At 73.2% G+C, this 26,662-nt stretch carries 25 protein-coding genes; 13 read left to right on the top strand and 12 right to left on the bottom strand.

Annotated elements, in window-relative coordinates:
* Together glnA and V7Q31_RS05070 are read right to left on the bottom strand one after the other, a co-directional pair.
* On the bottom strand, nucleotides 1-1,003 hold a 1,003-nt coding region (glnA, locus tag V7Q31_RS05075; RefSeq protein WP_333832593.1), incomplete at its 3' end, for a type I glutamate--ammonia ligase.
* A gap of 64 nt (nucleotides 1,004-1,067) precedes the next feature.
* A complete protein-coding gene (locus tag V7Q31_RS05070; protein ID WP_333832592.1) occupies nucleotides 1,068-1,406 on the bottom strand; it encodes a P-II family nitrogen regulator in 339 nt (112 codons plus the stop codon).
* Between the two features lie 202 nt (nucleotides 1,407-1,608).
* Between V7Q31_RS05070 and V7Q31_RS05065 the strand changes: the two genes are divergently transcribed.
* From V7Q31_RS05065 to V7Q31_RS05045, 5 genes are all read left to right on the top strand, one after another.
* On the top strand, nucleotides 1,609-3,129 hold the full coding sequence (locus V7Q31_RS05065; protein ID WP_333832591.1) for an NAD(P)H-hydrate dehydratase: 1,521 nt from the start codon (nucleotides 1,609-1,611) through the stop codon (nucleotides 3,127-3,129).
* 113 nt (nucleotides 3,130-3,242) lie between these two features.
* Nucleotides 3,243-3,938 (top strand): hypothetical protein, encoded by a 696-nt coding sequence (locus tag V7Q31_RS05060; protein ID WP_333832590.1) that lies wholly within the window; start codon nucleotides 3,243-3,245, stop codon nucleotides 3,936-3,938.
* Between the two features lie 30 nt (nucleotides 3,939-3,968).
* Entirely contained in the window at nucleotides 3,969-4,775 is an 807-nt protein-coding gene (locus tag V7Q31_RS05055; protein ID WP_333832589.1) for a hypothetical protein, read from the top strand.
* A gap of 21 nt (nucleotides 4,776-4,796) precedes the next feature.
* Nucleotides 4,797-5,858 (top strand): hypothetical protein, encoded by a 1,062-nt coding sequence (locus tag V7Q31_RS05050; RefSeq protein ID WP_333832588.1) that lies wholly within the window; start codon nucleotides 4,797-4,799, stop codon nucleotides 5,856-5,858.
* Nucleotides 5,855-7,552, top strand: coding sequence for an ATP-binding cassette domain-containing protein (locus tag V7Q31_RS05045; protein ID WP_333832587.1), 1,698 nt, complete (start codon nucleotides 5,855-5,857; stop codon nucleotides 7,550-7,552). Before V7Q31_RS05050 ends, V7Q31_RS05045 begins: the two co-directional genes overlap by 4 nt.
* On the opposite strand, the gene hisI is transcribed toward V7Q31_RS05045, so the two are convergent.
* The gene (gene hisI / locus V7Q31_RS05040; protein WP_333832586.1) at nucleotides 7,468-7,836 is read right to left on the bottom strand and encodes a phosphoribosyl-AMP cyclohydrolase; all 369 of its coding nucleotides are present in this window, start codon (nucleotides 7,834-7,836) and stop codon (nucleotides 7,468-7,470) included. The genes V7Q31_RS05045 and hisI overlap by 85 nt on opposite strands.
* Nucleotides 7,837-7,911: 75 nt before the next feature.
* Between hisI and V7Q31_RS05035 the strand changes: the two genes are divergently transcribed.
* The 3 genes from V7Q31_RS05035 to hslU all read left to right on the top strand — a co-directional run bounded on the left by V7Q31_RS05035 (nucleotide 7,912) and on the right by hslU (nucleotide 10,318).
* The gene (locus V7Q31_RS05035) at nucleotides 7,912-8,370 is read left to right on the top strand and encodes an iron-sulfur cluster assembly scaffold protein (protein WP_333832585.1); all 459 of its coding nucleotides are present in this window, start codon (nucleotides 7,912-7,914) and stop codon (nucleotides 8,368-8,370) included.
* A gap of 74 nt (nucleotides 8,371-8,444) precedes the next feature.
* Entirely contained in the window at nucleotides 8,445-8,999 is a 555-nt protein-coding gene (gene hslV / locus V7Q31_RS05030; protein ID WP_333832584.1) for an ATP-dependent protease subunit HslV, read from the top strand.
* Between the two features lie 14 nt (nucleotides 9,000-9,013).
* Nucleotides 9,014-10,318, top strand: coding sequence for an ATP-dependent protease ATPase subunit HslU (hslU, locus tag V7Q31_RS05025; RefSeq protein WP_333832583.1), 1,305 nt, complete (start codon nucleotides 9,014-9,016; stop codon nucleotides 10,316-10,318).
* 269 nt (nucleotides 10,319-10,587) lie between these two features.
* Here the strand turns inward: hslU and V7Q31_RS05020 are convergent, their stop codons facing one another.
* Nucleotides 10,588-12,075, bottom strand: coding sequence for a protein adenylyltransferase SelO (locus tag V7Q31_RS05020; protein WP_333832582.1), 1,488 nt, complete (start codon nucleotides 12,073-12,075; stop codon nucleotides 10,588-10,590).
* Between the two features lie 63 nt (nucleotides 12,076-12,138).
* Nucleotides 12,139-13,521, bottom strand: a complete 1,383-nt coding sequence (locus V7Q31_RS05015) for a sigma-54 dependent transcriptional regulator (RefSeq protein WP_333832581.1) — start codon at nucleotides 13,519-13,521, stop codon at nucleotides 12,139-12,141.
* 288 nt (nucleotides 13,522-13,809) lie between these two features.
* Between V7Q31_RS05015 and V7Q31_RS05010 the strand changes: the two genes are divergently transcribed.
* The 3 genes from V7Q31_RS05010 to V7Q31_RS05000 all read left to right on the top strand — a co-directional run bounded on the left by V7Q31_RS05010 (nucleotide 13,810) and on the right by V7Q31_RS05000 (nucleotide 17,555).
* The gene (locus tag V7Q31_RS05010) at nucleotides 13,810-14,634 is read left to right on the top strand and encodes an OmpA family protein (protein WP_333832580.1); all 825 of its coding nucleotides are present in this window, start codon (nucleotides 13,810-13,812) and stop codon (nucleotides 14,632-14,634) included.
* 147 nt (nucleotides 14,635-14,781) lie between these two features.
* On the top strand, nucleotides 14,782-16,605 hold the full coding sequence (locus tag V7Q31_RS05005; protein ID WP_333832579.1) for a M3 family oligoendopeptidase: 1,824 nt from the start codon (nucleotides 14,782-14,784) through the stop codon (nucleotides 16,603-16,605).
* Nucleotides 16,602-17,555, top strand: coding sequence for a TIM barrel protein (locus tag V7Q31_RS05000; protein ID WP_333832578.1), 954 nt, complete (start codon nucleotides 16,602-16,604; stop codon nucleotides 17,553-17,555). Before V7Q31_RS05005 ends, V7Q31_RS05000 begins: the two co-directional genes overlap by 4 nt.
* Before the next feature lie 10 nt (nucleotides 17,556-17,565).
* Here the strand turns inward: V7Q31_RS05000 and V7Q31_RS04995 are convergent, their stop codons facing one another.
* The gene (locus tag V7Q31_RS04995) at nucleotides 17,566-19,110 is read right to left on the bottom strand and encodes an EAL domain-containing protein (protein WP_333832577.1); all 1,545 of its coding nucleotides are present in this window, start codon (nucleotides 19,108-19,110) and stop codon (nucleotides 17,566-17,568) included.
* 72 nt (nucleotides 19,111-19,182) lie between these two features.
* Nucleotides 19,183-21,291 (bottom strand): NAD(+) synthase, encoded by a 2,109-nt coding sequence (locus V7Q31_RS04990; RefSeq protein ID WP_333832576.1) that lies wholly within the window; start codon nucleotides 21,289-21,291, stop codon nucleotides 19,183-19,185.
* A gap of 132 nt (nucleotides 21,292-21,423) precedes the next feature.
* Between V7Q31_RS04990 and V7Q31_RS04985 the strand changes: the two genes are divergently transcribed.
* Together V7Q31_RS04985 and V7Q31_RS04980 are read left to right on the top strand one after the other, a co-directional pair.
* A complete protein-coding gene (locus V7Q31_RS04985) occupies nucleotides 21,424-22,989 on the top strand; it encodes an OmpA family protein (RefSeq protein WP_333832575.1) in 1,566 nt (521 codons plus the stop codon).
* Nucleotides 22,986-23,360 carry a hypothetical protein gene (locus tag V7Q31_RS04980; RefSeq protein WP_333832574.1) on the top strand — a complete coding sequence of 125 codons (375 nt, stop codon included), beginning with the start codon at nucleotides 22,986-22,988 and terminating at the stop codon, nucleotides 23,358-23,360. The genes V7Q31_RS04985 and V7Q31_RS04980 overlap by 4 nt, the downstream gene beginning before the upstream one ends.
* A 26-nt stretch (nucleotides 23,361-23,386) precedes the next feature.
* Here the strand turns inward: V7Q31_RS04980 and V7Q31_RS04975 are convergent, their stop codons facing one another.
* From V7Q31_RS04975 to V7Q31_RS04955, 5 genes are all read right to left on the bottom strand, one after another.
* Nucleotides 23,387-24,025, bottom strand: a complete 639-nt coding sequence (locus V7Q31_RS04975; protein WP_333832573.1) for an FMN-binding negative transcriptional regulator — start codon at nucleotides 24,023-24,025, stop codon at nucleotides 23,387-23,389.
* A gap of 4 nt (nucleotides 24,026-24,029) precedes the next feature.
* Nucleotides 24,030-24,482, bottom strand: coding sequence for a molybdopterin synthase catalytic subunit MoaE (moaE, locus tag V7Q31_RS04970; protein WP_333832572.1), 453 nt, complete (start codon nucleotides 24,480-24,482; stop codon nucleotides 24,030-24,032).
* A gap of 2 nt (nucleotides 24,483-24,484) precedes the next feature.
* Nucleotides 24,485-24,730, bottom strand: coding sequence for a molybdopterin converting factor subunit 1 (gene moaD / locus V7Q31_RS04965; protein ID WP_333832571.1), 246 nt, complete (start codon nucleotides 24,728-24,730; stop codon nucleotides 24,485-24,487).
* Nucleotides 24,731-24,732: 2 nt separating this feature from the next.
* Nucleotides 24,733-25,302 carry a CDP-diacylglycerol--glycerol-3-phosphate 3-phosphatidyltransferase gene (pgsA, locus tag V7Q31_RS04960; RefSeq protein WP_333832570.1) on the bottom strand — a complete coding sequence of 190 codons (570 nt, stop codon included), beginning with the start codon at nucleotides 25,300-25,302 and terminating at the stop codon, nucleotides 24,733-24,735.
* Between the two features lie 328 nt (nucleotides 25,303-25,630).
* A complete protein-coding gene (locus tag V7Q31_RS04955; protein WP_333832569.1) occupies nucleotides 25,631-26,584 on the bottom strand; it encodes an MBL fold metallo-hydrolase in 954 nt (317 codons plus the stop codon).
* Between the last annotated feature and the right edge of the window lie 78 nt (nucleotides 26,585-26,662).

The raw sequence follows: 26,662 nt of genomic DNA, 5'->3' as shown, positions 1-26,662 counted from the left end.
AGGCCAGCAGCACCGGCGCCTCGAAGCCCGGGATCAGCCGCTTGTAGCTGTTGGTGCCGGGGTTGGTGATGGCGTTCAGCGCCTTGGCGTGCTTGAGCACCCCCCCGATGTAGTACAGCGCGTCTTCCGACAGATCGGCGTACTGATCGCCGGCGAAGAGCGGCTTGCCGTCCTTCCAGATCGACATGTTGACATGCATGCCGGTGCCGTTGTCGCCGGCGATCGGCTTGGGCATGAAGGTCGCCGACTTGCCGTAGGCCTGCGCCACATTGTGGATGACGTACTTGTACTTCTGGAGTGCGTCGGCCTGCGCGGTCAGCGTGCCGAAGATCAGCCCGAGTTCGTGCTGGCACGAGGCGACTTCGTGGTGATGCTTGTCGACCTTCATGCCGATCTGCTTCATCGTCGAGAGCATCTCGGAACGCAGATCCTGCGCATGGTCGATCGGGGGAACCGGGAAGTAGCCGCCCTTCACGCCGGGCCGCATGCCGGTGTTGCCCATCTCGTATTCACGGTCGGAGTTCCACGACGCGTCCACGGCGTCGACTTCATAGGAGACCTTGTTGATCGCGACCTGGAAACGCACGTCGTCGAACACGAAGAATTCGGCTTCCGGGCCCCAATAGGACACGTCGCCGATGCCCGAGGACTTCAGATAGGCTTCCGCCTTCTTGGCGGTGCCGCGCGGGTCGCGCTCATAGGGCTCGCCCGTGTCGGGCTCGACGACGTCGCAATGCAGGCAGAGGGTCTTCTCCGCGAAGAACGGGTCCATGTAGGCGGTGTCGCAATCGGGCACCAGCTTCATGTCCGACTGGTCGATCGACTTCCAGCCGGCGATCGACGAGCCGTCGAACATGAAGCCTTCCGCCAGGAAGTCCTCGTCGACCTGATCTTCGAGCACGGTCACATGCTGCAGCTTGCCCCGCGGGTCCGTGAAGCGGATATCGACATAGGCGACATCCTCGTCCTTGATCATCTTCACGATCTTTTCGGCTTTGCTCATCTCTGTCCTCTCGTCGGAGTGGCCCGGTTGCGAATTGGTCTTGGCGGAGCGGCGGCGGCGCGGGTCAGAGCGCGTCCACGCCTTCCTCGCCGGTGCGGATGCGGACGGCCTGCTCGACCGTGGTGACGAAGATCTTTCCGTCGCCGATCTTGCCGGTGCGCGCCGCAGCGACGATCGCGTCGATCGCCTGTTCGCACTGGTCGTCGGGCACGACCAGTTCGATCTTCACCTTGGGCAGGAAATCGACGACGTATTCGGCGCCGCGATAGAGTTCGGTGTGGCCCTTCTGGCGCCCGAAGCCCTTGGCCTCCAGCACGCTCAGACCCTGAATCCCGATCTCCTGCAGCGCCTCCTTCACCTCGTCGAGCTTGAACGGCTTGATCACCGCCTCAATCTTCTTCATGTCGAACGCTCCGCTGGATTTCCGGCCGGTCGGGCGACCGGCGCAAGGCGGCTTGCACGCGCCATGCCAATCACCCCCCCGAGGGGAATTCAATCCGTTAAGCTTTGGTCGGATGGGAGTGGCGCGCTGATTCCCTTCTCCACGCCCATTTTTTGGGCAAGATGACCATTCCTTAGGCGAAGCCGGAGCGCAAGACCCTCGCATGCCGACCCTTCTGATCGCCCCCGACGCTCTGCGCGCGCTCGAAACATCCGCCATCGCGGCCGACCCGCGACTTGCGCTCAAACTGATGGAGCGGGCGGGGGCGGCGCTGGCGCGGGAGGCGGACGCGATGGGATTCGCGACGCGGGGGCGGGCCGCGGTGTTCTGCGGGCCGGGCGCGAATGGCGGCGACGGCTATGTCGCGGCGCGCCATCTGGCGCAGATGGGATGGGAGGTCGCCTGCTTCGCGCTGGGCGATCCGGCGCGCGCGCCCGCCAACGCGGCCGAGATGGCGCGGCGCTGGCGCGAGACCGGTCCGCTGCGCCCCTTCGCCGCTGACGGGCCGCCGCAGCGCTTCGGGCTGATCGTCGACGCGCTGTTCGGCGCCGGTCTCGCCCGCCCGCTCGCGCCCGGGATCGCCGAAGCCTGGCGCGCGGTCGCCGCCTCCGGGCGGGTCGCGGCGGCCGACGCGCCGTCGGGTCTGTGCCTGAACACCGGGCGGGATTTCGGCGCGCCGGCCCCGGCGGAGCTGACCGTGACGTTCCACCGCGCCAAGCCGGGGCATTATCTCGGCGCGGGGCCCGATCTGTGCGGGCGGCTGGTGGTCGCCGACATCGGGCTAGCCGACGCCGACGACGTTCTGGCCCTCGCCGAGCCCGATCCGGCGCTGCTCGCCAAGCAGGGCGGAGGGCACAAATACGACCACGGCCATGCCCTCGTTCTCGGCGGCGGAGTGGGGCGCGGCGGCGCCGCGCGTCTGGCTGCGCGCGCGGCGCTGCGGGCGGGTGCGGGGCTCGTCACCCTCGCCGTTCCCGCCGCCGCGCTGATCGAGAACGCCGCGCGCCTCGACGCCGTGATGCTGCGCCCGCTCGACGCGCCGGAGGCGCTGGCCGCGCTGCTCGGGGACCGGCGCTTCACCTGCGTCGCGCTCGGCCCCGGCCTCGGTCTCGGCCGCGACGGCGGCGCGCGCGCGCGGGCGCTGGCCCTGACTGCGCTGGACTCGGGGCGCGCGGCGGCGCTCGACGCGGACGCGCTGACCGCCTTCGCCGAAGATCCCGCGCCCCTTTTCGCCGCCTGCGCGGGCCGCGCGGCGATCCTCACCCCTCACGGCGGAGAGTTCGCGCGGCTGTTTCCCGACCTCGCGGCGCGCCTCGCAGAAGGATCGGCGGCGTTCGGGCGGGTCGAGGCGGCGCGCGCGGCGGCGGCGCGGGCTCAGGCGACCGTGCTGCTCAAGGGCCGGACCACCGTGATCGCCGCGCCCGACGGACGGACGCGGCTGCACCCGGCCTGCTACGGGCGCGAGGCGCCTTGGCTGGCCACCGCCGGCGCCGGCGACGTGCTGACCGGGCTGATCGCAGGCCTCATGGCGCGCGGCGCCGCGCCGCTCGACGCCGCCGCCTCGGCCTGCTGGCTGCATGTCGAGGCGGCGCGCCTGTTCGGCCCAGGCCTGACCGCCGACGACCTGCCGGACGCGCTGCCCGCCGCGCTGCGCCGCGCGCTCGGAGCGGCCCCGCAGATCTGACCGCTCTGGCGAGGGCGAGCGAAAAAACCTCTCCCGAAGTCGGAATAAGTCGGGTCCGCGCCCGTTTCCCTGCCGCACGCGCCGAACAGCGCACCGCTTCAGGAGAAACGACCATGACCGCCGCGCCCAGACCCGCATCGTCCCCCACCGCCCGCCCCCGCTTCGACTTGCGCCGCCTCGCGCCGTTCGCCCTGCTCGCGCTCGGCGCCTGCGCGCCGATGGAGGGCCTGCGCGTCGCCGGCTTCACCCTGATCGGCGACGGCGCGCATCCGCAGACCGAACGCCTCGCCGCGCCGCTGCGCCCGCTCGGCCGGCCCGGAACGCCGCTCGCCGCGAGCTTCAGCGCCAAGGACCTGCGCACCGGGGCGACGCTGCGCTTCGACGCAAGGCGCTACGGACAGGGCGTGCGGGTGCGCCAGAGCGATGGTTGCGTCTGGACCCGCTCCGGCGACTGGTTCGCCCCCTCCGACAGCTGGGCCAACTGCGACGGCGGCGCCACCTGGGCCACCGGCCGCGCTGAGGTGCGCTCCGCCAGGTCGATCTGGCCGCTGAAGCCCGGCGCCGAGGGCCGCTGGACCCGCAAGGCCGTCTCGCACACCGGCAAGACCTACACGCGCGACACCGTCTGCCGCGTCGTCGGCGCCGAGGCCGTCATCCGCGAACGCGGCGCGAAGACGCCGGCCCATGTCGTCGAATGCTCCGACGGCAAGCGCACCCGCACCACCTGGTACGCGCCCGACGAAGGCCCCGTCGCGTTCCGCAAGGTTCACGCCGAGAACGGCGTCGAGGAAGCCTGGGTCAGGTTCTGAGCCGCGGGCCGCGGGAGGAAACGCAGGAAAATGACCATCCGGACCCCCATCGCGACGACGCCCGCCGGCCCGGCCTGCGCGCTCGTCCATCGCCCCGGCCGCGGCTCCCGCGCGCTCGACTGCTGGCTGGCCCTGCCCGCCGATCCAGCGCCCGGCGCCCGACCGCTGGTCGCCGTCCACGGCATCGGCCGGGGCGCGCGCGAGCAGGCAGAGGCCTACGCGGCGCGTGCCGCCGCCGAAGGCCGCATCGTGGTCGCGCCGCTTTTCGACGAGCGTCGCTGGACCGGCTATCAGCGCGCCGTCGCGCCCCGCCGCGCCGATCTCGCGCTGCTGGCGCTGCTGGCCGATCTGGAGGGCGAAGGGCTGATCGGCGCCGGCCCGGTCGATCTCGCCGGATTCTCGGGCGGCGCGCAGTTCGGCCACCGCTTCGCGATGCTCTATCCGCACCGGCTGCGCCGCCTGTCGGTCTGCGCAGCCGGCTGGTGGACGACGCCCGACGCGGCGACCGCCTTCCCCTACGGCCTCGGCGGCGCGTGGGGCGCGCGGCTCGAGGCCGGGCTCGACCGCTTCCTCGGGCTCGAGATCGCGGTCTCGGTCGGGGCCGGGGACGACCAGCCCGATGCGGCGACCCGCTCGACCCCCGCGCTCGACGCCGCCCAGGGCCCCGACCGCGCCGCGCGCGCCCGCGCCTGGACCGAGGCGCTGCGCGCCGAAGCCGCGCGGCGCGGCCTGGCCGAGCCGCGCCTCACGCTCGATCTGCTGCCCGGCTGCGGCCACGACTTCGCCGCCTGCGCGCAGGCCGGCCTCCTCGACCTCGCCTTCGCCCCCCATCCCTGACTTTCGGACAGGAGACCTCCGATGACCGTTCACGCCCCCTTCGCCTTCCAGCTCGCCCCGCAGGCCAAATGGGCCTTCACCACGCGCCGGGTCCATCGCGGCGACGCCGCCGGCCTGATCCGCGACCTCGGCGCAGCGCGCCCCGGCGACCTCGTCCTCGCCCGGATCGAGAGGATCGGCTCGCACAAGAACGTCCAGCTCTCCGAGGGGCGGCCCTCCGAGCTCTACCCCGGCGATCTCGTGGTTCTCGCCTGCGGGGCGCGCTACGCCGCCGACCAGTTCGAGGGCGTCGCCGAACTCGATCCAGACGGCGCCGACATGCTCGCCGGCGGCGGCGTGCTGGGGCGGATGCGGGCGGCGCATGGCCGGATGTCGGCCCCGACCCGGGCGATCCCGCTCGGCCTGCTGGCCGACCGCCATGGCGTCGCGCTGAACCTCGCCAGATACGCGATCGCCCCGGCGGCCCGGCCCGCCGGGCTGACGGCTATCTGCGTCGTCGGCGCCTCGATGAACTCCGGCAAGACGGCGGCGACGGCGAGCCTCGCGCATGGGCTGGCGCGGGCCGGTCGGCGGGTCGCTGCGATCAAGGCGACCGGCACCGGCGCTTTCGGCGACGTCAACGCCTATCGCGACGCCGGCGCGCATGTCGCGCTCGACTTCACCGATGCGGGCATGGCCTCGACCTACGGCGCCCCGCACGCCCGCATCGCCGCCGCCATCGACGCGCTGATGGCCGAAGCCGCGCGCGCCGGCGCCGACGTCGCGGTGGTGGAGGTCGCCGACGGCGTGCTTCAGACCGAAACCGACGCGCTGCTCGCCGATCCGGCGACGCGGAGCGCCTTCGCGGGGGTTCTGTTCGCCGCGCCCGACGCGCTGGCGGCGGTCGGCGGCGTCGCGGCGCTGGCGCGGCGCGAGATCGTCCCGGTCGCGCTCACCGGGCTGATCGCGCGCGCGCCGCTGCTCGTGGCCGAGGCCGAGGCGGCGACCGGCCTGCCGATCCTCTCGCGCGAGGCGCTGCGCGACCCGGCGGAGGCGATCGCGCTGCTGCATCGGCTGGAGGCGCCGCGCGCGGCGGCGGCGTGAGCGGCGCGTCCGAAGCGCGCGCCGGCGCGCGCGCCCCGGGCCTCTTCGCCGAAGGGCGGGGGCGGCGCTTCGTCCGCGTCGCGCTGCTCGGCGTCGGGCAGGCGGCGGCGGCGGCGGGGCTCGCCTTCGCCACGCGCAGCCTGTTCCTGCGCTGGCATGACGGGCTCGACCCCGCCCCTGCGGCGGCGGGGCTGGCGGTGGCCGGGGCGGCGCTGGCCGCGCTCGGGCTGGCCGAGCGGCTGGCGGCGGAGGATCTCGGCCAGCGCTACGCCGCCGCGGTGCGCCGGGCGGTGTTCGCCCGATTATCCTCGATGGAGATCGCCGCGCTCGAGGCGCGGCGGGCGGGCGGGCTGGCGCTGCGCTTCACCGGCGATCTCGCGGCCCTGTCGGGCTGGGCGAGCCGGGGCGCCGCGCGGATCGTCTCCGCCGGGGCGGCCCTGCCGCTGACGCTGGCGGCGCTGATCTGGATCAGCCCGGCGGCGGCGGCGGGCGCTGCGGCGCCGCTCGCGCTGGGAGCGGCGGCGACGGCGCTCGCCGGGCTGGGTCTGGCGCGCAGGCATCGCGCGCTGCGCCGTCGCCGCGCCCGCCTCGCCGCCCGGATGGCCGAACGCGTCCGGCTCGCGCCGCTCCTTCGCTTGGCGGGGCGCTCAGGGCGCGAGACGGCGGCGCTCGCCGCCGAGGGCGACGGCCTGCGCCGCGCTGCGCTGAGCCGCGCCCGCCGCCGCGCCGCGCTGCGCGCCATTCCCGATCTGGCGGGCGCGACCGCGGCGGCGGGCGCGGCGCTGGCCTGCTGGCGCGCCGGCGCCGCTCCGGCGGAGCTCGCCGGCGCGCTGGCGGCGCTGGCGCTCGCGATCGGCCACGCGCGCGCGCTGGCCGCGGCCTGGGACGCGCGCTGCGCCGCCGAGGCGGCGCGGACGCGGCTCGACGCGCTGCTCGCCGGCGCGCCGCCCCGACGCCGCTGCGAGCGGATGCGCGAGGGCTGCGCCGCGCTGCGCTTCGATGATGTCGCCGTCGGCCCTCTCGCCGGCTTCGACGGCAAGCTCCGCCGCGGCGCCAAGGCCGCGCTGACAGGCCCGTCCGGGGCCGGCAAGTCGGCGCTGCTGCGGCTGGCCGCAGGCCTCGCCGCGCCCGCTCAGGGGCGCGTCCGGGTGGGCGGGGCCGACCCGATGGCGCTGTCCTCGGCGGACCGGGCCCGCGCGATCCTGTTTCTCGGAGCGGAGACGCCGATCCTCGCGGGGAGTTTCCGGCGCGCGCTGGCCTTCGGCGCCGACGCCAAGCCGGACGACGCGGCGCTGGAGGCGCTGGCGCGCGCCGTCGGGCTCGGACCCGCGCTCGACCGGCTCGGCGGGCTCGACGGCGCGCTCGCCGAAGGCGGGCGGAACCTGTCGGAAGGCGAGCGGGCGCGGGTGGGGCTCGCGCGGCTGGCGCGCGCGCCCGAGGCGCTGGCGCTGATCGACGGGCTCGACGCCCATCTCGACGCGCCGGGCCGGGCGACGCTGGGCCGGCTTCTCGCCGACCGCCCAGGCGCCGCGCTCTGCGTCTTCCGCGACCCCGTCCTCGCCGAAAGCCTGACGCTGCGCTGGCGGATCGGCCCCGCGGCGCCGCAGGATCAGGACGGCGGCGCGCCGCCGTCGATTGCGACTTCCGAGCCGTCGCGCAGGGCGGTGTGGAAGCAGGAGCGCCGCCCCGTGTGACAGGCTGGGCCGGTCTGATCGACGCGCAGCAGCAGGCAATCGCGGTCGCAGTCGATCCGCATCTCCACCAGACGCTGGACATGGCCCGAACTGTCGCCTTTGCGCCAGAACGCGCCGCGCGAGCGCGACCAGTAGACGACCCGCCCCTCCGCCAGCGTGCGCGCGATGCTCGCAGGCGTCATCCAGGCGAGCATCAGCACCTCTCCGGTGTCGTGCTGCTGGGCGATGGCGGGGATCAGCCCGTCGGGCGACAGCTTCAGCGTCGAGGGGTCGAAATCGGCCATGTCCCGCCTCGTCTTCCGCGCGGCTTTCGCCTTCCGCGCCGCCGCGCTATCTAACCGATCGAACGGAGGCGCGCCATGACCGACACGCAAGATCTGATCCAGCTCTACTCCAAGCGCATTCTTGCGCTGGCCGCCGACATCCCGCATGCCGAGCGCCTCGCTGCGGCCCAGGGGTCGGGCACGCGGCGCTCGCCGCTCTGCGGCTCGACCGTCACGGTCGACGTGACGCTCGACGGGGACCGGATCGCGGCGTTCGGTCAGGACGTCAAGGCCTGCGCGCTGGGGCAGGCCTCGGCCTCGGTGCTCGGGGCTGCGGCGCTGGGGCGCACGAGAGCGGACGTCGCCGCGGCGCATGACGCGCTGCGCGCCATGCTCAAGGAGGGGGGTCCCGCCCCCGACGCGCCTTTCGACGGGCTCGCGGTGCTCGAACCCGCGCGCGAGTTCAAGAACCGCCACGCCTCGATCCTGCTGCCTTACGAGGCGACGCTCGACGCCATCGACGCCGCCCTCGCCCGCGCCGCCGAGACGGCCTGACGCCTCGGGCCCCGGCTGGCGCAGCCGCGCCGCGCCCCTTATGTGAGGCGCGAAAGCGACGAGGGGCGGGCGGAATGACGACGAACGGACCGGGGTGGCGCGGCACCACCATCATCGGCGTGGCCAAGGACGGCAACGTCTGCGTCGCGGGCGACGGACAAGTGAGCCTCGGCCAGACCGTGATCAAGTCCTCAGCCCGCAAGGTCCGCCGGCTCAAGCCCGGCGGCTTCGACGTTGTCGCGGGCTTCGCCGGCTCCACCGCCGACGCCTTCACCCTGTTCGAGCGGCTGGAGAAGAAGCTCGAAGCCGCGCCCGGCCAGTTGATGCGCGCCTGCGTCGAACTCGCCAAGGACTGGCGCACCGACAAGTATCTGCGCAACCTCGAGGCGATGCTGATCGTCACCGACGGGACCGATCTGCTGGTGCTCACCGGCGCGGGCGACGTGCTGGCCCCCGAAGGCGGGATCGCGGCCATCGGCTCGGGCGGCAATTACGCGCTGGCGGCGGCGCGGGCGCTTTACGACAGCGATCTGGACGCCGAGGCGATCGCCCGCAAGGCGATGGCCATCGCCGCCGAGATCTGCGTCTACACCAACGGCAACCTCACCGTCGAAACCTTCCCCGCCTGAGACCGGAGCGCGAGATGCCCGACCTGACCCCCCGCGCCATCGTCGCCGAGCTCGACCGCTTCATCATCGGGCAGGCCGAGGCCAAACGCGCCGTCGCCGTCGCGCTGCGCAACCGCTGGCGCCGGCGCAACCTGGCCCCTGAAATCCGCGACGAAGTCTACCCCAAGAACATCCTGATGATCGGCCCGACCGGGGTCGGCAAGACCGAGATCAGTCGCCGATTGGCGAAGCTCGCCGACGCGCCCTTCCTCAAGGTCGAGGCGACCAAGTTCACCGAAGTCGGCTATGTCGGGCGCGACGTCGAGCAGATCGTGCGCGATCTGGTCGAGGCCGCCATCGTGATGCAGCGCGCCGCCAAGCGCGAGGCGGTGCGCGAGCAGGCCCATGCCGCCGCCGAGGAGCGGGTGCTCACTGCGCTCGTCGGCGAGGGCGCCTCGCAATCCACCCGCGAGAGCTTCCGCCGCAAGCTGCGCGACGGCCTGCTCGACGACCGCGAGATCGACCTCGACGTGGCCGACGCCTCCAACCCGCTCGCCATGCTCGACATGCCGGGCGCGCAGAGCGGCATGGGCATGACCAACATCGCCGATATCTTCGGCAAGGCCTTTTCGGGGCGGACCCGGCGGCGGCGGATGAAAGTCGTCGACAGTCATCGAGCGCTGCTCGGCGAGGAGGCCGACAAGCTGATCGACCAGGAGGCGATCACCCGCGACGCCGTCGCCGCCGTCGAGAGCGACGGGATCGTGTTCCTCGACGAGATCGACAAGGTCTGCGCCCGCGAGGGCGCGCGCGGGGCCGATGTCAGCCGCGAGGGCGTGCAGCGCGACCTGCTGCCGCTGATCGAGGGCACAACCGTCGCCACCAAGCACGGGGCGGTGAAGACCGACCATATCCTGTTCATCGCGTCAGGCGCCTTCCACGTCTCCAAACCCTCCGACCTGCTGCCCGAGCTTCAGGGCCGGCTGCCGATCCGAGTCGAGCTCAAGGCGCTCACCGAGGCGGATTTCGTGGCGATCCTGTCCGAGCCCGACAACGCGCTGACCAAGCAGTATGCGGCGCTGATGGGCACGGAGGGAGTGACGGTCGCCTTCACCGAGGACGGGGTGAAGGCGCTCGCCGAGATCGCCGCGGAGGTGAACCGCTCGGTCGAGAACATCGGCGCGCGCCGGCTGCACACCGTGCTGGAGAAGGTGTTCGAGGAGCTGTCCTTCATGGCGCCCGACATGAACGGCGTGTCCGTCGAGATCGACCGCGCTTACGTCGAGAGCCGGGTGAAGGCCTTGGCGCAGTCGGCGGACGTGTCGCGCTACGTGCTGTAGGCGAGGACGGGGCGGGGCGCGCGGGTTTTCGCCGGTCGGCATGAGCGCTGAGGACCGCGCCCTCCCTCGGGTGGGCGCTTCGGAACGACTGCGCTAAGCGGTTTATGGCGCCAAATACTTTCAGCGTTCAGCTACTTGCGGCGTTGCAATGCGCCCTAACTGGGGGAAGGGAGGGCGCGGTCCGCGCTGGTCGCATGGACCAAGAGGCGAGCGACGACCGTCCGCTTTCGCGCACAGCCGACAGCGACGCGGAGCGCGTTCACGCCCCCTCACGTCCCGCAGAACGTCGCCGTCACTTCCTCCCCGGGGCGCGGCGGCGCGGCGAGATGCGCATGCTCCGCCGCAAGCTCGTCGTAGGGCCGCGCCAGCGCCGCGCAGAGCGCGTCGAGCGGCCCCAGATCGCCCTCATGCGCCGCCGCCAGCGCGTCCTCGACGCGGTGGTTGCGCGGGATGAGCGCGGGGTTGGCCGCCCGCATCGCCGCCTGCCGCGCAGCCAGCGGGCGCTCCCCCCGCGTCAGCCGCGCGCGCCACGCGCCGAGCCAGTCGTCGAGCGCGGCCGGGTCGTCGAACAGCGCGCGCGCCGCCGCATCCTGCGGCCCCGGAGTGTCGCCGAGCGCGCTCAGCGCCCGGAACGTCAGGGTGAAATCCGCCCGGCCCTCGGTCATCCGACCCAGCAGATCGGCGATAAGCGCCGCGTCGCCCTCCTCGGCCCGCGCGAGCCCCAGCTTCGCGCGGAACCGCCCCAGCCATTCGACGGCGTAAAGCTCCGGAATCGCGTCGATGGCGGCCTGCGCGCGGGGCAGGGCCGCGTCCTCGTCGCCGCCCGCGATCAGCGGCAGCAGGGCCTGGCCGAGCTGGGCGAGGTTCCACTGCGCGATGCGCGGCTGGTTGGCGTAGGCGTAGCGCCCCGTATGGTCGATCGAACTGAACACCGTGTCGGGATGATAGGCGTCCATGAAGGCGCAAGGCCCGTAGTCGATGGTCTCGCCGGAGACGGCGAGGTTGTCCGTGTTCATCACGCCGTGGATGAACCCCACCGCCATCCACTGCGCCACCAGAGCCGCTGTGCGCGCCGCCACCGCCTGAAGCAGCGCGAGCGCGCGGTCCTCCGCCTCCGCCGCCTCGGGGTGGTTGCGCGCGATCACATAGTCGGCCAGCGCCTTCAGCGCCGCCACGTCGCCGCGCGCGTAGAAATACTGGAATGTGCCGACCCGCACATGCCCCCGCGCGACCCTCGTCACCACCGCGCCGGGCAGAACGCTCTCGCGGAAGACCTGCCCGCCGGTCAGCGCCACTGCGAGCGCCCGCGTCGTCGGAACCCCCAGCGCGTGCATCGCTTCGGCGACGCTATATTCGCGCAGCGCCGGCCCCAGCGCCGCCTTGCCGTCGCCGCGCCGCGAGAAGGGCGTGCGGCCCGAACCCTTCAGCTGGATGTCGCGCCGCTCGCCGTTGCGGTCGATCACCTCGCCGAGCAGCAGCGCCCGCCCGTCGCCGAGCTGCGGAACCCAGCCGCCGAACTGGTGGCCGGCATAGGCCATCGCCAGAGGCTCGGCGCCCTCGGGCGGACGCCCGCCGCTGAAGATCGCCGCGCCTTCGACGCCGTCGAGCGCGTCCGCATCCAGCCCGAGCTCCTCGGCGAGCGGACGGTTGAAGCGCAGCAGCCTCGGCGCGGGCGGCGCCTCCGGGGCGACGCGCGCGAAGAACCGATCCGGCAGGCGGGCGTAGCTGTTGTCGAAGGCGATGCGCGGCGCGGTCACGAGGCGGCTCCGGCGAGGGACGGCGAGAGACGCCGAAACCGATATCGCGAATGCGCCTTTGCGTCACCCCTCGCTCGCCAGACGCGCAGCGAGGCCCAGCTCCTCGATCTTGCGGTAGAGCGTCGAGCGGCCGATTCCCAGCCGGCGCGCCGTCTCGGCGATGCGCCACTCGTAACGGATCAATGCGCGATGGATGTGCTCGGCCTCGATCTCGGCCAAGGGGCGAATGTGCCCGGCGGAGCTCGGCGCCGGGGGCTGGAGCGTCGGCGCCGGCGCGTCGAGCGCGAAATGCCGCGGCGCGAGCGGCGCGCCGTCGGCCAGCACCATTGCGCGATGCACCGCGTTCTCGAGCTGGCGCACATTGCCGGGCCAGTCGGCGAGGACGAGCATCTCGAGCGCCTCAGGCGAGAAGACCGCCGGCGCCCGCCCCTCGGCGGCGGCGAGCCGACGCGCCGCATGTTCGGCGAGCGGCGCGATGTCCTCGCGCCGCTCGCGCAGCGGCGGGATGCGAATCGGCAACACGCTGAGGCGGTAATACAAATCCTCGCGGAACCGACCGGCGGCGACTTCCTGCGCAAGGGCGCGATTCGTCGCCGACATGATGCGGATGTCGACCGGGCGCGGCCCCGTCGCGCCGACCGGGTCGATCACCCGCTCCTGCAGCGCGCGCAGCAACTTGACCTGCGCCTGCTGCGGCAATTCGGCAACCTCGTCGAGAAACAGCACGCCGCCATCCGCCTCGCCGAACTTGCCGGGGCGGCTGTCGGTCGCGCCGGTGAAGGCGCCGCGGGCGTGGCCGAACAGGATCGACTCCACCAGAGCCTCGGGCAGCGCACCGCAGTTGACGGCGACGAAGGGCCCTGCGGCGCGGCGCGACCCGCGGTGGACGGCGCGCGCGAAAACCTCCTTGCCGACGCCCGACTCGCCTTCGAGCAGCAACGGGGCCTCGGACCCCGCGGCGCGCTCGGCGATCGCGATAGCGTCGCGGATCGCGGCGCTGCGCGCGACGACGCCGCCGAAACCAGTCCGCGCATCCGGCCGGGCTTCGGGGGCCGCCGCCGCATCGGCCGGCGCCGCGAGGGCCGCCTTGCGCGCAGCGGCGATCGCGCTGCGGACTGCCGTCTCAAGCCTCTGTTCTGAAACAGGTTTCAGAATAAGGTCGTCGGCCCCGGCGCGGATCGCCGCGACCGCGCGCGCGACCGAGCCCACCGCCGATAGCGCGAGGATCGGCAAGTGCGCATGGCGCGCGCGCAACAGGCGGAGCGTCTCCAGCGCCTCCAGATGGGGCGGGTCGAGATCGAGCAGCGCGAGCGTCGCGTCGCCCTCGGCGAGACGCGCCGTCAGCGCCGCGGCGTCGGGCGCGAGCGCATGGGCGAGCCCCGCGCGGCCGAGCGCGGCGGAGATCAGGCCGGCTTGCGCCGGGTCGCCTTCGACGATCAGGATCATCGCGGTCCAGCGGGCGGGGCGGTCCCGGGACGGTCCCGGGCGCGTTCGGGGATGCTGCCCGGACAATCCTTAAAATTCCGACGATGCGCAGAGTTGCGCGCCACTGTTGTCATTCTGCGACGGCGCCCTCAAACTGATCGCATGCCGGCGGGCGGAGGGCGATCCGCGATTGTGAGCCGACTTGTTTCGTGCCAAAGCACCGGAGTGGAGCCCGATGGGCCGACGAGGGCGTTATCTAATAAGGGGCGGCGGATGCACGCATGCCCCGCAACTGGAACGGAGAGAGGGATGAAAACCATTTCCCGCACGATGGTCGCCTGCGCGGCGCTCGCCGCCGCTGGCTGCACGACGAACCTGCCGGGCGGCTCGCTCGTGGAGACCTTCACTTCCGCCGAGAGCTTCCTCGGCGAGACGATCGGCGGCTCGTCGTTCAACGACGCGCTGGCCCGCGAGTATCAGCAGATCGCCGCCTACAATGCGAACACCGAGGTCAACTGGCTCGACACGACGGTCTATATGGGCCGTTCGCGCGCCGCGTCCGCCGGCTCGCCGCTGCCGCTGTACGATCCGGCCGATTTCGGCGTGAACGGCGACGCCGCCGCGCTCCGCGCCACGACGCTGGCCAATGTCGACCGGTATGCGGGCGACCGTCCGGCCGAATGCGCCAAGATGATGGCGCTCTACGACTTCTACGTCGAGTCGCTCTACCAGGCTCCCGGTCAGGACCCCGAAGCCGCGCGCGCCCAGTACGACGCCGCTGCGACCGCCTGCACCGGCGTGCAGGTCGGCGACATGACGGTCTTCTTCGGCTTCGGCAGCTCCGCGCTGACCGCCGCCGCGAACAGCGTGATCCAGGACGTCGTGAGCGCCATCGGCGGCGCGTCCAAGGCGGTCTCGCTGGTCGGCCACACCGACACGGTCGGCTCGCTCGACTTCAACCAGCGCCTCTCCGAGCGTCGCGCCTTCGCCGTCCGCGACCGCATGGTAGATCTGGGCGTGCCCGCCGGCGACATCACCACGGCCGGCCGCTCCTGGACCGAGCCCGCGGTGGACACCGGCCCGAACGTCCGCGAGGCGCGCAACCGCCGCGTCGAGATCACCGTCTCCGACTGATCGCCCGATCGGCCCTTTCGGCCCGCAACCGCCCCGCGCCCACGCGCGGGGCGGTTCGCTTTCGAGCGCCGCCGCGACGGCGCCCCGCTGGCGGCGCCGCGGCGAACAGGCTAGGCTCCGACGCAGGTTTCCCGCTGCGAGGTTCCGATGCGCGCCCACCCCATCTGTCGCGACCAGCCCGAGACGCCCGGCGGCGGCGGCGCGCTCGGCGATCTGCCGGTGTGGCGGCTCGACGACCTCTATCGCGCGCCCGACGATCCGGCCCTGCGCGCCGATCTCGACTGGGCCCGCGCGCAGGCCGCCGACTTCGCCGCGCGCCTCGAAGGAAAGCTCGCCGCGCTGAGCGGCGACGCGCTGGCCGAGGCGGTCGCGGCCTATGAGCGCATCGAGATGAAGCTCGGGCGGGTCATGTCCTACGCCGGCCTGCGCTACCAGCAGGACACGACCGACGTCGCGCGCGCCAAGATGATGGGCGACCTTCAGGCGGAGATCGCCGACCTCACTTCGCCTCTGGTGTTCTTCTCGCTCGAACTCAACCGCATCGACGACGGCGCGCTCGCCGACAAGCTGGCGGAGAGCCCGGCGCTCGGGCGCTACCGACCCTGGCTCGATCGCGTCCGCGCCTTCCGCCCGCACCAGCTCTCCGACGAGATCGAGCGGCTGGAGCACGACCGCTCGGTCGTCGGCCCCTCCGCCTGGATGCGCCTCTACGACGAGACCACCGCCTCGCTGAGCTTCGAGGTGGGCGGCGAGACGCTCGGCCTTGAGGCGACGCTCAACCGCCTGTCCGACGCCGACCGCGCGCGCCGCGAGACCGCCGCCCATGCGCTGGCGAAGGTCTTCAAGGCCAATCTGCGCCTCTTCGCCCTGATCATGAACACGCTGGTCAAGGAGAAGGAGATCGACGACCGCTGGCGCAAATATCCGACGCCGCAGGCGTTCCGGCACCTCTCCAACCATGTCGAGCCGGAAGTGGTCGACGCTCTGGCGGCGGCGGTGACGGCGGCGCTGCCGCAGCTTTCGCACCGTTATTACGCGCTTAAGGCGCGCTGGCTCGGGCTGGAGAAGCTGCAACACTGGGACCGCAACGCGCCCTTGCCCGAAGCCGACGACCGGGTCGTCCCCTGGGCGGAGGCGCGCGAGATCGTGCTCGGGGCCTACGGCGATTTCGATCCGCGGATGGCCGATCTCGCCCGCCCCTTCTTCGAGGAAGGCTGGATCGACGCGCCGGCGACCAAGGGCAAGAGCCCGGGCGCCTTCGCGCACCCGACCGTGTCGGACGCGCATCCCTTCGTGCTGCTGAACTATCTGGGCAAGACGCGCGACGTGATGACGCTGGCGCACGAACTCGGCCATGGCGTGCACCAGCGCCTCGCCGCGGGCCAGGGAGAGCTGCTCTCGCGCACGCCGCTGACGCTGGCCGAGACGGCTTCCGTGTTCGGCGAGATGCTGACTTTCCAGCGCCTGCTGTCGGCCGCGACCGACCCCGCGAAGCGCAAGGCGCTCCTCGCCGGCAAGGTCGAGGACATGCTCAACACCGTGGTGCGCCAGATGGCGTTCTACGCCTTCGAGGGCCGGGTGCACGCCGCCCGCCGCGAGGGCGAGCTGACGCCCGACGCGCTCGGCGAGATCTGGCTCGGCGTCCAGCGCGAGAGCCTCGGGCCGGCCTTTGAATTCGCCGAGGGCTACGAGACCTTCTGGACCTACATTCCGCACTTCATCCACACGCCGTTCTACGTCTACGCCTACGCCTTCGGCGACGGGCTGGTGAACGCGCTCTACGCCGCCTACGAGGCGCAGCCCGCAGGTTTTCAGGAGAGATATTTCGAGATGCTGCGCGCCGGCGGCGCCCGGCATCACGCGGAGCTGCTCGCGCCTTTCGGGCTGAACGCCGCCGATCCCGATTTCTGGCGCTGCGGCCTGTCGTTGATCTCGGGCATGATCGACCAGCTGGAAGCGATGGAGCAGTGAGCGTCGCCCCGTCCCCACGCCCCGCCGCGGGCGGCGGCCCTGAGGCGTCGGCGCTGGCCGGGGTGGGTCTGAGCCTCGACCATTCGGCGGACGCGCTGCAGGAGCTCGGGCCGGCGCTCGACATGTTCGAGAAGCTCGACCTCGACAGCGTCGAGATCTTCCTGCCCGCGCTCGGCGTGGTCATGGGCGGGCGAATCCGGCGCGGCCCGCTGATGCAGATGCGCCGCGTCTGCGCGGACCGACCGTTTTCGCTGACCGTCCACGGCGCGCTGTCGTGCAATCTCGGCGACCGCCCGAACGCGCAGCTGCATCGAGACATCGTGCGCGCCACCATCGAGGTGGCCGCCGAGATCGGCGCGCCGCTGATGGTGCAGCACGCGGCCCATGTCCTCGACCCAACGCCGGCGCGCGTCGCCGACGCGCTCGCCTGCGAGCGCGAGGGCCTCGCCGAGCTCGCCGCGACCGCGCAGGCCGCGAAGGTCGTCGTCGCGGTCGAGACCGTGAACCCGGACGCGACCGCATGGGCCGCCTCGCCGCGCGAACTCGCCGCCCAGCTCGACGCGGCGGCGAGCCCCTGGATCGCCGCGACGCTGGATTTCAGCCACGCGGCCCTCAACGCCGCGCGGCGCGGCTTCGACATGGTCGCCGAGATGCGCGACCTCGCCCGCCATGCGCGCCATCTGCACCTGCATGACAGCTTCGGGCGCGTCCCCGCCTTCCGGCCCTGGTCGCATGGCGATGCGATGATGTTCGGCTTCGGCGACCTGCATCTGCCGCCGGGCGCGGGCGCGCTGCCATGGGACGCGCTGGCGGGTCTGCCCTATGCCGGACCCGCGATCGCCAATCTCGAATTGAACAAGCGCTGGCAACCCGAATGGCCCGAGGCGCTCGCCTGGGCGCGCCGCTGGGTCGCGCAGGCGCGAGACGCGCAGGCGGCGCGCGCCCGCTGAAGCTCGCCGTTCAGCCGCCGGCGCGCCGCGCCGCGTCCTGCGTCCAGTCCGGCGCGATCACGGGCCGTCCGTAGCGATAGCCCTGCAGACAGTCCACGCCGAGCGCGCGCAGCGTCTCCGCCTCGGCTTCGGTTTCGACGAATTCGGCGACGGTCGCCATGTCGAAATTGCGCGCGATGCCAACGAGAGTGTCCACGAACAGCTTGTTGTCGGGGTCTTCGGCCACGCCCTTCACGAAGCCGCCGTCGATCTTGACCCAGTCGGGCCGGAAGTCGCGCAGCAGCCGGAAGCTCGAATAGCCCGCCCCGAAATCGTCGAGCGCGATCGCGACGCCAAGCGCGCGGATCTCGTCGAGAAACGCCAAGGTGCGCTCGGGGTCGGTGACGGCGGAGCTCTCGGTCAGCTCCACGATCAGCCGCTCCACCACGCCCGGCGTGCGGGCCGTGGCCTCCTGCAGGTCGCGCAGCCAGCCCCGGTCGCGCATCGTGCGCACAGAGACGTTGACCGACAGCCGCTCGGTCGGATGGGCCTCCAGCGAGGCCAGCGCCAGCGCCAGCACCCGACGGTCGAGCGCGCGCACCAGATCGAGCCTCTCGATCTTGGGCAGGAACATCCCCGCGGCGATCCAGCGCCCGTCGTCGTCGAGCACCCGCGCGAGGCACTCGCGGAAGGCGATGCGGTCGGGATCGGCGGAGGTCACGACAGGCTGGAAGGCGATGGCCACGCGGTCCTGCTCGAGCGCGCGCATCACCGCCCGCGCCCCCGCCCGCATCGCGGAGGGCGACAGCAGGGGCGGCTCGTCGTCGGGACCGGCGATGAACAGCCCGGCCTCGCCCTCGCCCGTCGCCTCGTCGAGCGCGGCGAGCGCCGCGTCGAAGGGTTCGGGCGTCGCCAGCGCCTCGGGCCGCGCGAAGGCCGCCCCGATCGACAGCGTCATCGAGACCGGGCCGAAGCCCACGTCGAAGCTCGCCTCGCGCAGTTCGGCGCCGATCGTCTCCGCCAGCGCGCGGAAGCTCTCGGCGGTCTGGCCGACCATCACCGCGCCGAACTTGGCGCCCGCCAGGCGGGCGAATGCCGCGTCCTCGGGCAGAAGCGCGGCGAGCCGGCGGCCAAGCGCCAGCGCCAGCGCGTCGCCCGCGTCGTAGCCATAGGCGCGCACGAATTCGCGCATCCCGTCCACGCCGAAGGCGGCGCAGACCACCAGCGACTCGGGCGGCAGCGTCTCGCCCAAATGCGTCAGATGCGCCTGCAGCCCCGAGCGGCCCTCGCGATGCGACAGCAGGCAGGTCGGCGCGGCCCCGTCCGCCGCGCGCACCACGCCCAGAAAGCGCGGACCGCCCTCGGGGCAGTCGCCGAGCCGCAGCAGATGCGCGTCGACGCCGGGCCCCGGGTCGCCGATCCGGTCGCCTGCCGCGCCGCGATGCGCGCCTTCGAACAGCGCGGCCCCTGCGAGCCAGCGGCGCGACTGGCGCGCCCCCTCATAGAGAAACACGCCCACGCCCGCCGCTTCGAGCGCCTCGGCGAGTTCGCCGAATGTCGCGCGGGGTCCGATCATCGCTCCCTCCACGCTGCTGCGGAACAGGTCCCGCCGCTTCGAGTCAGGCTTACGCCGTCGAGGATGAATCTATCATAAATCCGCCGCGTCATCGCCGCCGCGCCGGTCGATCCCCAGCGCCGCGTCGAGCGCCGCGAGCCACAGATCGGGCGCGCCGTCGGACGGCGCGCGCCAGTCGCCGCGGGGCGAGAGCGCGCCGCCGGAGCTGATCTTCGGCCCGTTCGGCATGGCCGAGCGCTTGAACTGGCTAGACCCGAAGAAGCGCGTCAGGAACACCCGCAGCCACCGCGCGATCTCGTCGAGGTCGTAGGCGCGGCGATCCGCCTCGGCGATCCCCTCCGGCCAGCGCCCCGCCTGCGCGTCGCGCCACGCATGCCAGGCGAGGAACGCCACGCGCCCGGGGTCCATCCCGTAGCGGGTGATGTGGAACAGGTTGAAATCCTGCAGCGCGTAAGGCCCGACCACGTCCTCGGTGCGCTGCGCCGGGCCATCCGCGCCCGCATCGCCCGGCACCAATTCCGGCGAGATTTCGGTGGCGAGGATGTCGCGGATCGCGGCCGACGCCTCCGCCCCGAAGCGCCCGCCCTCCGCCACCCAGCGCAGCAGATGCTGGATCAGCGTCTTGGGGGCCGAGGCGTTGACGTTGTAATGGCTCATCTGGTCGCCGACGCCATAGGTCGCCCAGCCGAGCGCCAGCTCAGACAGATCGCCGGTCCCCAGCACCATGCCCCCTTCATGGTTGGCGACGCGGAACAGGAACGAGGTGCGCGCGCCGGCCTGCACGTTCTCGAAAGCGATGTCGTGCTGCGGCGCGCCGTTCGCCGCAGGGTGGCCGATGTCGCGCAGCATCTGCAGGCAGGCGGGCGTCATGTCGACTTCGCGCGCCGTCACCCCGAGCGCCGCCATCAACCGATGCGCCTGGGCGCGGGTGCGCCGCGAGGTGGCGAAGGCGGGGAGGCTGTGGGCGAGGACGTCGGTGCGGGGCCGCCCCAGCAGGTCCATGCACTGGCATGCCACCAGCAGCGCCTGCGTCGAATCGAGCCCGCCCGAGACGCCGATCACCAGCCGCTTCACCCCGGTCGCCGCGATCCGCTGGCGCAGCCCGTCCACCTGGATCTGGTAGGCCTCGGCGCAGAGCGCGTCGCGCCGCGCCGCATCGTCGGGAACGAAGGGAAAGCGCGGCACGGCCCGCAGCAGCCCCGCGTCGCGCTCGAGATCGGGCGACAGGCGAAGCGCGACGCGGCGATAGGCGCGCGCCGGCGGGTTCGCGCGCGCGCAATCGGCGAAGCTGGAATTGCGGATGCGCTCCGCCTGCAGCAGCCGCAGGTCCACATCCGCCGGGATGATCCGGGGCTCCAGCGCGAAGCGTTCCGACTCCGCCAGCAGCGCGCCCGCCTCGTAGATCATCGCCTGCCCGTCCCAGGCGAGGTCGGTCGTCGATTCGCCCGCCCCAGCCGCCGAATAGAGATAGGCGCAGAGCTGGCGCGCCGAAGTCACCGCGCAGAGCGCGTGCCGGTAATCCGCCTTGCCGACCGACGCGTTGGAGGCGGAGAGGTTGGCGACCACCGTCGCCCCCGCCATCGCCGCGCGCGCCGAAGGCGGGATCGGCGTCCAGACGTCCTCGCAGAGCTCGAGCGCCAGCGTGAAGCCGGGGACGTCCTCGACCTCGAACAGCAGATCGGTCCCGAAGGGCGCCTCCACGCCGGCGATCCGCACGGCGTCGGCCCCTGCGGCGGCGGCCCCCGCCGGCGCGAAATGCCGCGCCTCGTAGAATTCCCGGTAATTGGGCAGATGCGATTTCGGAACGGCGCCCAGGACCCGCCCGCGATGCAGCACCAGCGCGCAATTGTGCAGCCGCCCCGCGACCCTCAGCGGCGCGCCGACGACCAGAAGAACGCCCAAATCGCGCGTCGCCGAGCCGAGCGCCGCAAGGCCCGCCTCGACCCCGTCGAGCAGCGCGTCCTGATGCAGCAGGTCGTCGATGGCGTAGCCGCTCAGGCCCAGCTCGGGCGTCAGCAGGAGGAGCGCGCCCGCCGCCTCGGCCCGCCGCGCCATCCCGGCGATCGCCGCGGCGTTGAAGGCGGGGTCCGCGGGGCGCACCGCTGGGGTCGCCACCGCGACGCGGGCGAAGCCCTGCGCCGTGGCGTTGAAGAAGCGCGGTGGCGGGGCGAGCGTCGGCATCGGCGGATCCATCGGGCGCGGCGCGCGCCGGCGGGAGAGTGCCGCGAAGCGCCTCCCCGAGGCAAGACGCAGGGCGGCGCATCGAAGTGCCGCGCCGATTGACAGGGCGCGGCGCGCGCGCGATGCAGCGTCATGGCCGTCACCCCTCGCACCCGCCTCCTGTTCGCCGCTTTCGGCGTCGCCGCGGCGCTCGGCGCGTTCGGCGTCGGCTGGGCGACCTCCGGGCTGATCGAGCGGACGACCGAGAAGCGCGCGGTCGCCTCCGCGCGCGCCGCAGGACTCGACTGGATGACGGTCGAGGCCGACGGGGTCGCCCTCGCCCTCACCGGCGTTCCGCCGGACGCCGCCGCCGCAGCGCGCGCCAGAACGCTGGCGCGGGAGTTCGAGCGCTTCGCCGCGGTGCGCGACGCCCTCGCCGACCCCGAGACGCCCGCCGCGGCCGAGGCGCCGACCGCCGCCGCGCCGCCGCCGGTCGGCCTGACGGTCCTCGTAGCCCCGGGAACCGCCTCGTTCGCGGGGGCGCTTCCCGACGCCGAGAGCCGCGAGCGCGTCGCTGAGACGCTTGCAACGGCGCTCGGCCGCGCGCCGCAGGATTTCTGCCTGACGGGCTCGGTCGCCCCGCCCGAAAACTGGCCCGAGACCGAACGCGCGGCCGTCGCCGCCGCAGCCCAGCTCGCCCATGGCAAGGTCGTCGCCGAAGCGGGCGCGGTCGCCGTCGAAGGCGCCGCCCGCGACGGCGCAGCCGCAGCGCGCCTCGCGGCGCTCGTGGAGCGGGCCGCGGCGCAGGGCGTCGCGATGACGCTCGGCCTCGATGCGCCCGCGGACCCGGCGCCGATCCAGGCGGCGCCCGAGACCGAGACCGCCGCCGTTCCCGCTCTCGCGCAACCCCTGTCGCAGCCGCCGGCGCCGGACGCCTCGGCATGGCTGCGCGCCCAGCTCGCGCCCGACCTCGCGATCCTGACGGGCGCGGCCCCCGACGAGGCGACGCGCGCGGCGGTGCTGTCCTACGCCGGCGCGGCGCTCGGCGCGCATCGCCTGCATGCGGGCCTGACCCTGTCCGAGGCGCCTGCGCCAGACGGCTGGCGCGCCGCGGCGCTGGCCGCCATCGACGGGCTGGCGGCGCTGGAGCACGGCGCGGCGCTGGTCGCGTCGGGCGAGATCGTCCTGACCGGCGCGACGGGCGACGCCGTCGCCGCAGGTCGCGCCGCCCGCGCCCTCGACGCAGCCGCCCCGGAGGGCTGGGCGCGCCAAAGCCGGGTGACCGTGGACCTGCCCGCCCGCGCCGCGGCGACGCGCCTGCCTCCGGGCCGCTGCGCCGAACGCCTCACCGAGATCGCCGCCGCGGATCCGATCCTCTTCGCCCCCGGCGAGGCCGCCATCGACGCCGCGAGCGGCCCCACGCTCGACGCGCTCGCCGGCGCGCTGCGCCGCTGCGGCGGCGGGGCGATCCGCGTCGAAGGCCACACCGACTCGCAGGGCTCGGAGGGCTACAATGCGCGGCTCAGCCAGTCCCGGGCCGACGCGGTGCGCGCGGCGCTCGTCGCGCGCGGGGCGCCCGAAGGGACGCTGACCGCGCTCGGGGTCGGCGAGGCGCAGCCGATCGCGGACAACGCCACGGAAGAGGGCCGCGCCCGCAACCGCCGGATCGCATTCGCGCCGGTCCATACCGCCGCATCCGCGTCCGACGAGGCCCCATGACTCGCCTGCCCCTCTCCTTCGCCCTCGCGGCGATCCTGCTGCTCGCCGTCGGTCTCGGCTGGCTCGGCTGCTGGCTATGGCGCCGCGCCCATGACCACAGCGCCGAGGCGGCCGCCCACATGGCCGAACTCGCCGCCCGCCTGCACGCCGCCGAAGCCGCGCGCGACCTCGCCGAAGCCCGCCGCGCCGAAGCCGAGGCCGCCGGCGAGACCGGCGTCGCGGAGGTCCGCGCCGAGCTCGCCTCGGAGCTGTCGCAGACCCGCGCAGAGCTTGCGGCGGCCATGGACGCGCTCGGCTCGGCCCGCCGCGAGACCGCAGAATGGCGCGCCGCCTATGAGGCCCTCGTGAAGGAAGACGCCGAGGACCCCTGAGGCCCGCCGCCGCGACGCCGCTGCGCTCATAGCCCGCCTTTCGCGCGCACCAGCGCTGCGAGCGCCGCCGCTTCGGGCGCCGGTTCGGCGTCGAAGCCCTCCGCGACGCCGCGCCTGTCCGCTTCGGGGCGGTTCTGGCTCATCTTCACTTTCGCCTCGACCGAGGCGACGACGATCTCGACGCCCACGATCCCCCGCAGCTGCGCCGTCACGAACGGCGCCGGCGCATCGTCGACCGCCCAGGGCGCGCGCCGCGGCCCTTCCATCATCGCGGTCAGATCGTCGATCTGGCGGCGCAGCCAGCCGGCGTCATCGACGAGCCGCGCCGCGCCGCGCGCCTGAACCACGGCGTAGTTCCAGGTGGGCACGACCTTCCCGGTCTCGCGCTTGGAGGGATACCAGGACGGCGTCACATAGCCCTGCGGCCCCTGGAACACGACCAGCGCCTGCGGCGACGCCCGCAGCGCCTCGACCTGCGGATTGGCCCGCGCGAGATGGGCGCGCAGCGCGCCGAAGGGCCCGGGCTCGGGGTCGTGCAGCATGGGGACCGGATCGGCGACCGCACCGCCGGGGCCGAGCGCGATCAGCAGCGCCAGCGGATGGCTTGCGGCCAGCGCGCGCAGCGCAGCGGCGCCGTCCTCGACGAAAGCCGGCGGCGCGTACATCGCCTCAGCCCGCCCCCCAGCGCGCCGCCGCCGCGTCGTCGGCCTCGCGCGCGTCGACCCATGTCGCGCCCGCGGCGCTTTCCTGCCGCTTCCAGAACGGCGCTTTCGTCTTGAGCCAGTCCATCAGGAACTCAGCCGCCTCGAAGGCGGCCTGACGGTGCGCGCTCGCCGTGACCACAAGCACGATGCGGTCGCCGGGCGCCAGAGGTCCGACGCGGTGGACGATGGCCGACCCGCTCAGGGGCCAGCGCGCCTTCGCCTGCGCCTCGATCTCCGCCAGCGCCTTTTCCGTCATGCCCGGATAATGCTCTAGCGTCAGGCTCTGATCGCCCCCGCCCGCCACTTCGCGCACGAGGCCCGTGAAGGTGACGACCGCGCCGACATCCGTGCGTCCCGCGGTCAGCGCGTCGATCTCGGCGGCGATGTCGAAATCGGCCTCCTGAACGCGCGCGGCCATGCTCAGCCCCCCGTGACCGGCGGAAAGAAAGCGACTTCGCGCGCGCCGGCCAGCGGCGCGTCGAAATCGCGCATCTCCTGATCGATCGCCACGCGGATAGCGCCGAGATCGGCGAAGGCGGCCGCGTAGCGCGGCTCGCGCGCGCGCAGCTCGGCGACCAGATCGGCGACGGTCGCGGCCTCGGTCGCCACGTCCTCGCGCGCGGCGCCGATGCGCTCGCGCAGCCATGCGAAATAGAGAACCTGCATCCTCAGCGCCCCTTCGCCGCGTCGTCGGCCGCGATCACCGCGAGCCCGCGGGCAAAATAGTCCCAGCCGGTGACCGCCGTCAAAGCCGCGGCGAGCCAAAGCAGCCCGCCGCCGAGCCAGAGCATCCACCCCGCCCCGCTCGCCGTCGCCGCGAGCAGGACGGCGATGGCGGCGAGCTGCGCCGTGGTCTTCCATTTGGCCAGCCGCGTCACGGAGAGGATATCGGCGCCCTGGAGATATTCGCGCAGGCCGGCGACCGCCGTCTCGCGCAGCACGATCACCGCGACCGGGGCCGCGAGCCAGAAGGCCGGGCCGTGCAGGCCCATCAGCGCCGCCAGCGCGATCAGCGTCATCGCCTTGTCGGCGATCGGGTCGAGCATGCGCCCGAAGCCGCTCTCCTGCCCCCTCGCCCGAGCCAGCTTGCCGTCGAGCCAGTCCGTCAGCGCAGCGGCGGCGAAGAGGGCGAAGGCGGCCCAGGCCCCCTTCCCCTCCGGCAGCGCGACGATCGCGAGCAGCACGCAGGGCGCGGCGAGCAGGCGGCCGACGGTGAGGATGTTGGGAAGGGTCCACATGCGGCGTAGTTCCGGCTCTGGCGGCGGGCGCAAGGCTTAGCGCGTCGGGCGGAGCGGGAGAAGGATTTTCGCAGGGCGGGATGGCGAGCGTTCCCACCGGTTTACATGCGCGCCAAGGACCGCGCCCTCCCTCGGGTGGGCGCTTCGCTGCGAATGCGCTGTGCGGTTTATGGCCCCAAGTACTTCGAGCGTTCAGCTATTTTCGTCGTTGCAATGCGCCCTCCCCGGGGGGAGGGAGGGCGCGGTCCGCGCTGGTCGCACGGACCAAGGGGCGAGCGGGGAGCCTCGGCCAATGACCGAAACCCGCGCAACTGCGAAGGACGCGTCCTCAGAGGCTGAGCTGGTAGCTCTCCGGAATGAAGCGGAAGCCCTGCCCCTCCGCGACCACATAGCCGACGGCGGGCGGCGGCATGTGGTAGCCGATGAACGGAATCCGGTCGGCGGCGATCATCCCGAACACGCGCTGGCGCGCCGCCACCGCCTTCTCCTTGTCCATGTCGAAGCGCACATGCCAGTCGGGCCGCGCCAGCGACAGCGCGTAATGATTGGCGACGTCGCCCGCGATCACCAGCCGCCGGCCCTCGCTTTCGAGATGATAGGAGACGTGGCCGGGCGTGTGGCCCATCGAATCGATGACTTCGATCCCGGAGACGAGCGCGTCGCCCGGCGCGAGCATCGTCATCTCGTCGGCCAGCGGTTCGACATTGGAGATCACGAGGTCGGTCGCGTTCTCGATGTCGGTCCAGTGGTCGAACTCGACCGCCGAGGCGGCGTAGCGGGCGTTGGGAAAAGCGCGCGCGCCGTCCTCGATCACGCCGCCGATATGGTCGCCGTGGAAATGGGTGAAGGCGACGAGGTCGATCTGCTCCGGCGTCACGCCAGCCGCGGCGAGGCGCGAGAGCAGCAGGCCCGCATTGGGCCGCCGGCCCACGCCGTTGCCGGCGTCGAACAGGATCAGCTCCGACCCGGTGTTGACCAGCGTCACGGTGAAGCTGATCTGCATCTGGTCGGCCGGCAGCAGATTGGCCTCGGCGAAAGCCGCGACGTCCTCGGCGCTCTGGTTCTCGCCGAAGATCGGATGCGGCCCCGGCATCGAGACCGCGCCGTCATGAATCGTGGTCACCTCGAAGCCGCCGAGCTTGAAGCGGCGCACCGCCGGAACCATCGCGCCCTGCATCTCCGCCGCCGCCCGCGCGGGCCGCGCGCCGCCCGCAAGCGCCAGCGCCGCAGCCCCGCCGATCGCCGCGCCCATCGCGCCGCGCCGGGTCATTTCCATGGACATCACGCCTCTCCCCTGTTGAATCGTTGCGCGAAAGGTGACGCCGACGCGCCGCCCGGTCAATCGCGCAACAGTTGCGCT

Source organism: Rubrimonas sp. (genome assembly GCF_036788415.1).
GTDB lineage: Bacteria > Pseudomonadota > Alphaproteobacteria > Rhodobacterales > Rhodobacteraceae > Rubrimonas.
This window is presented reverse-complemented; position numbering and strand designations above follow the sequence as displayed.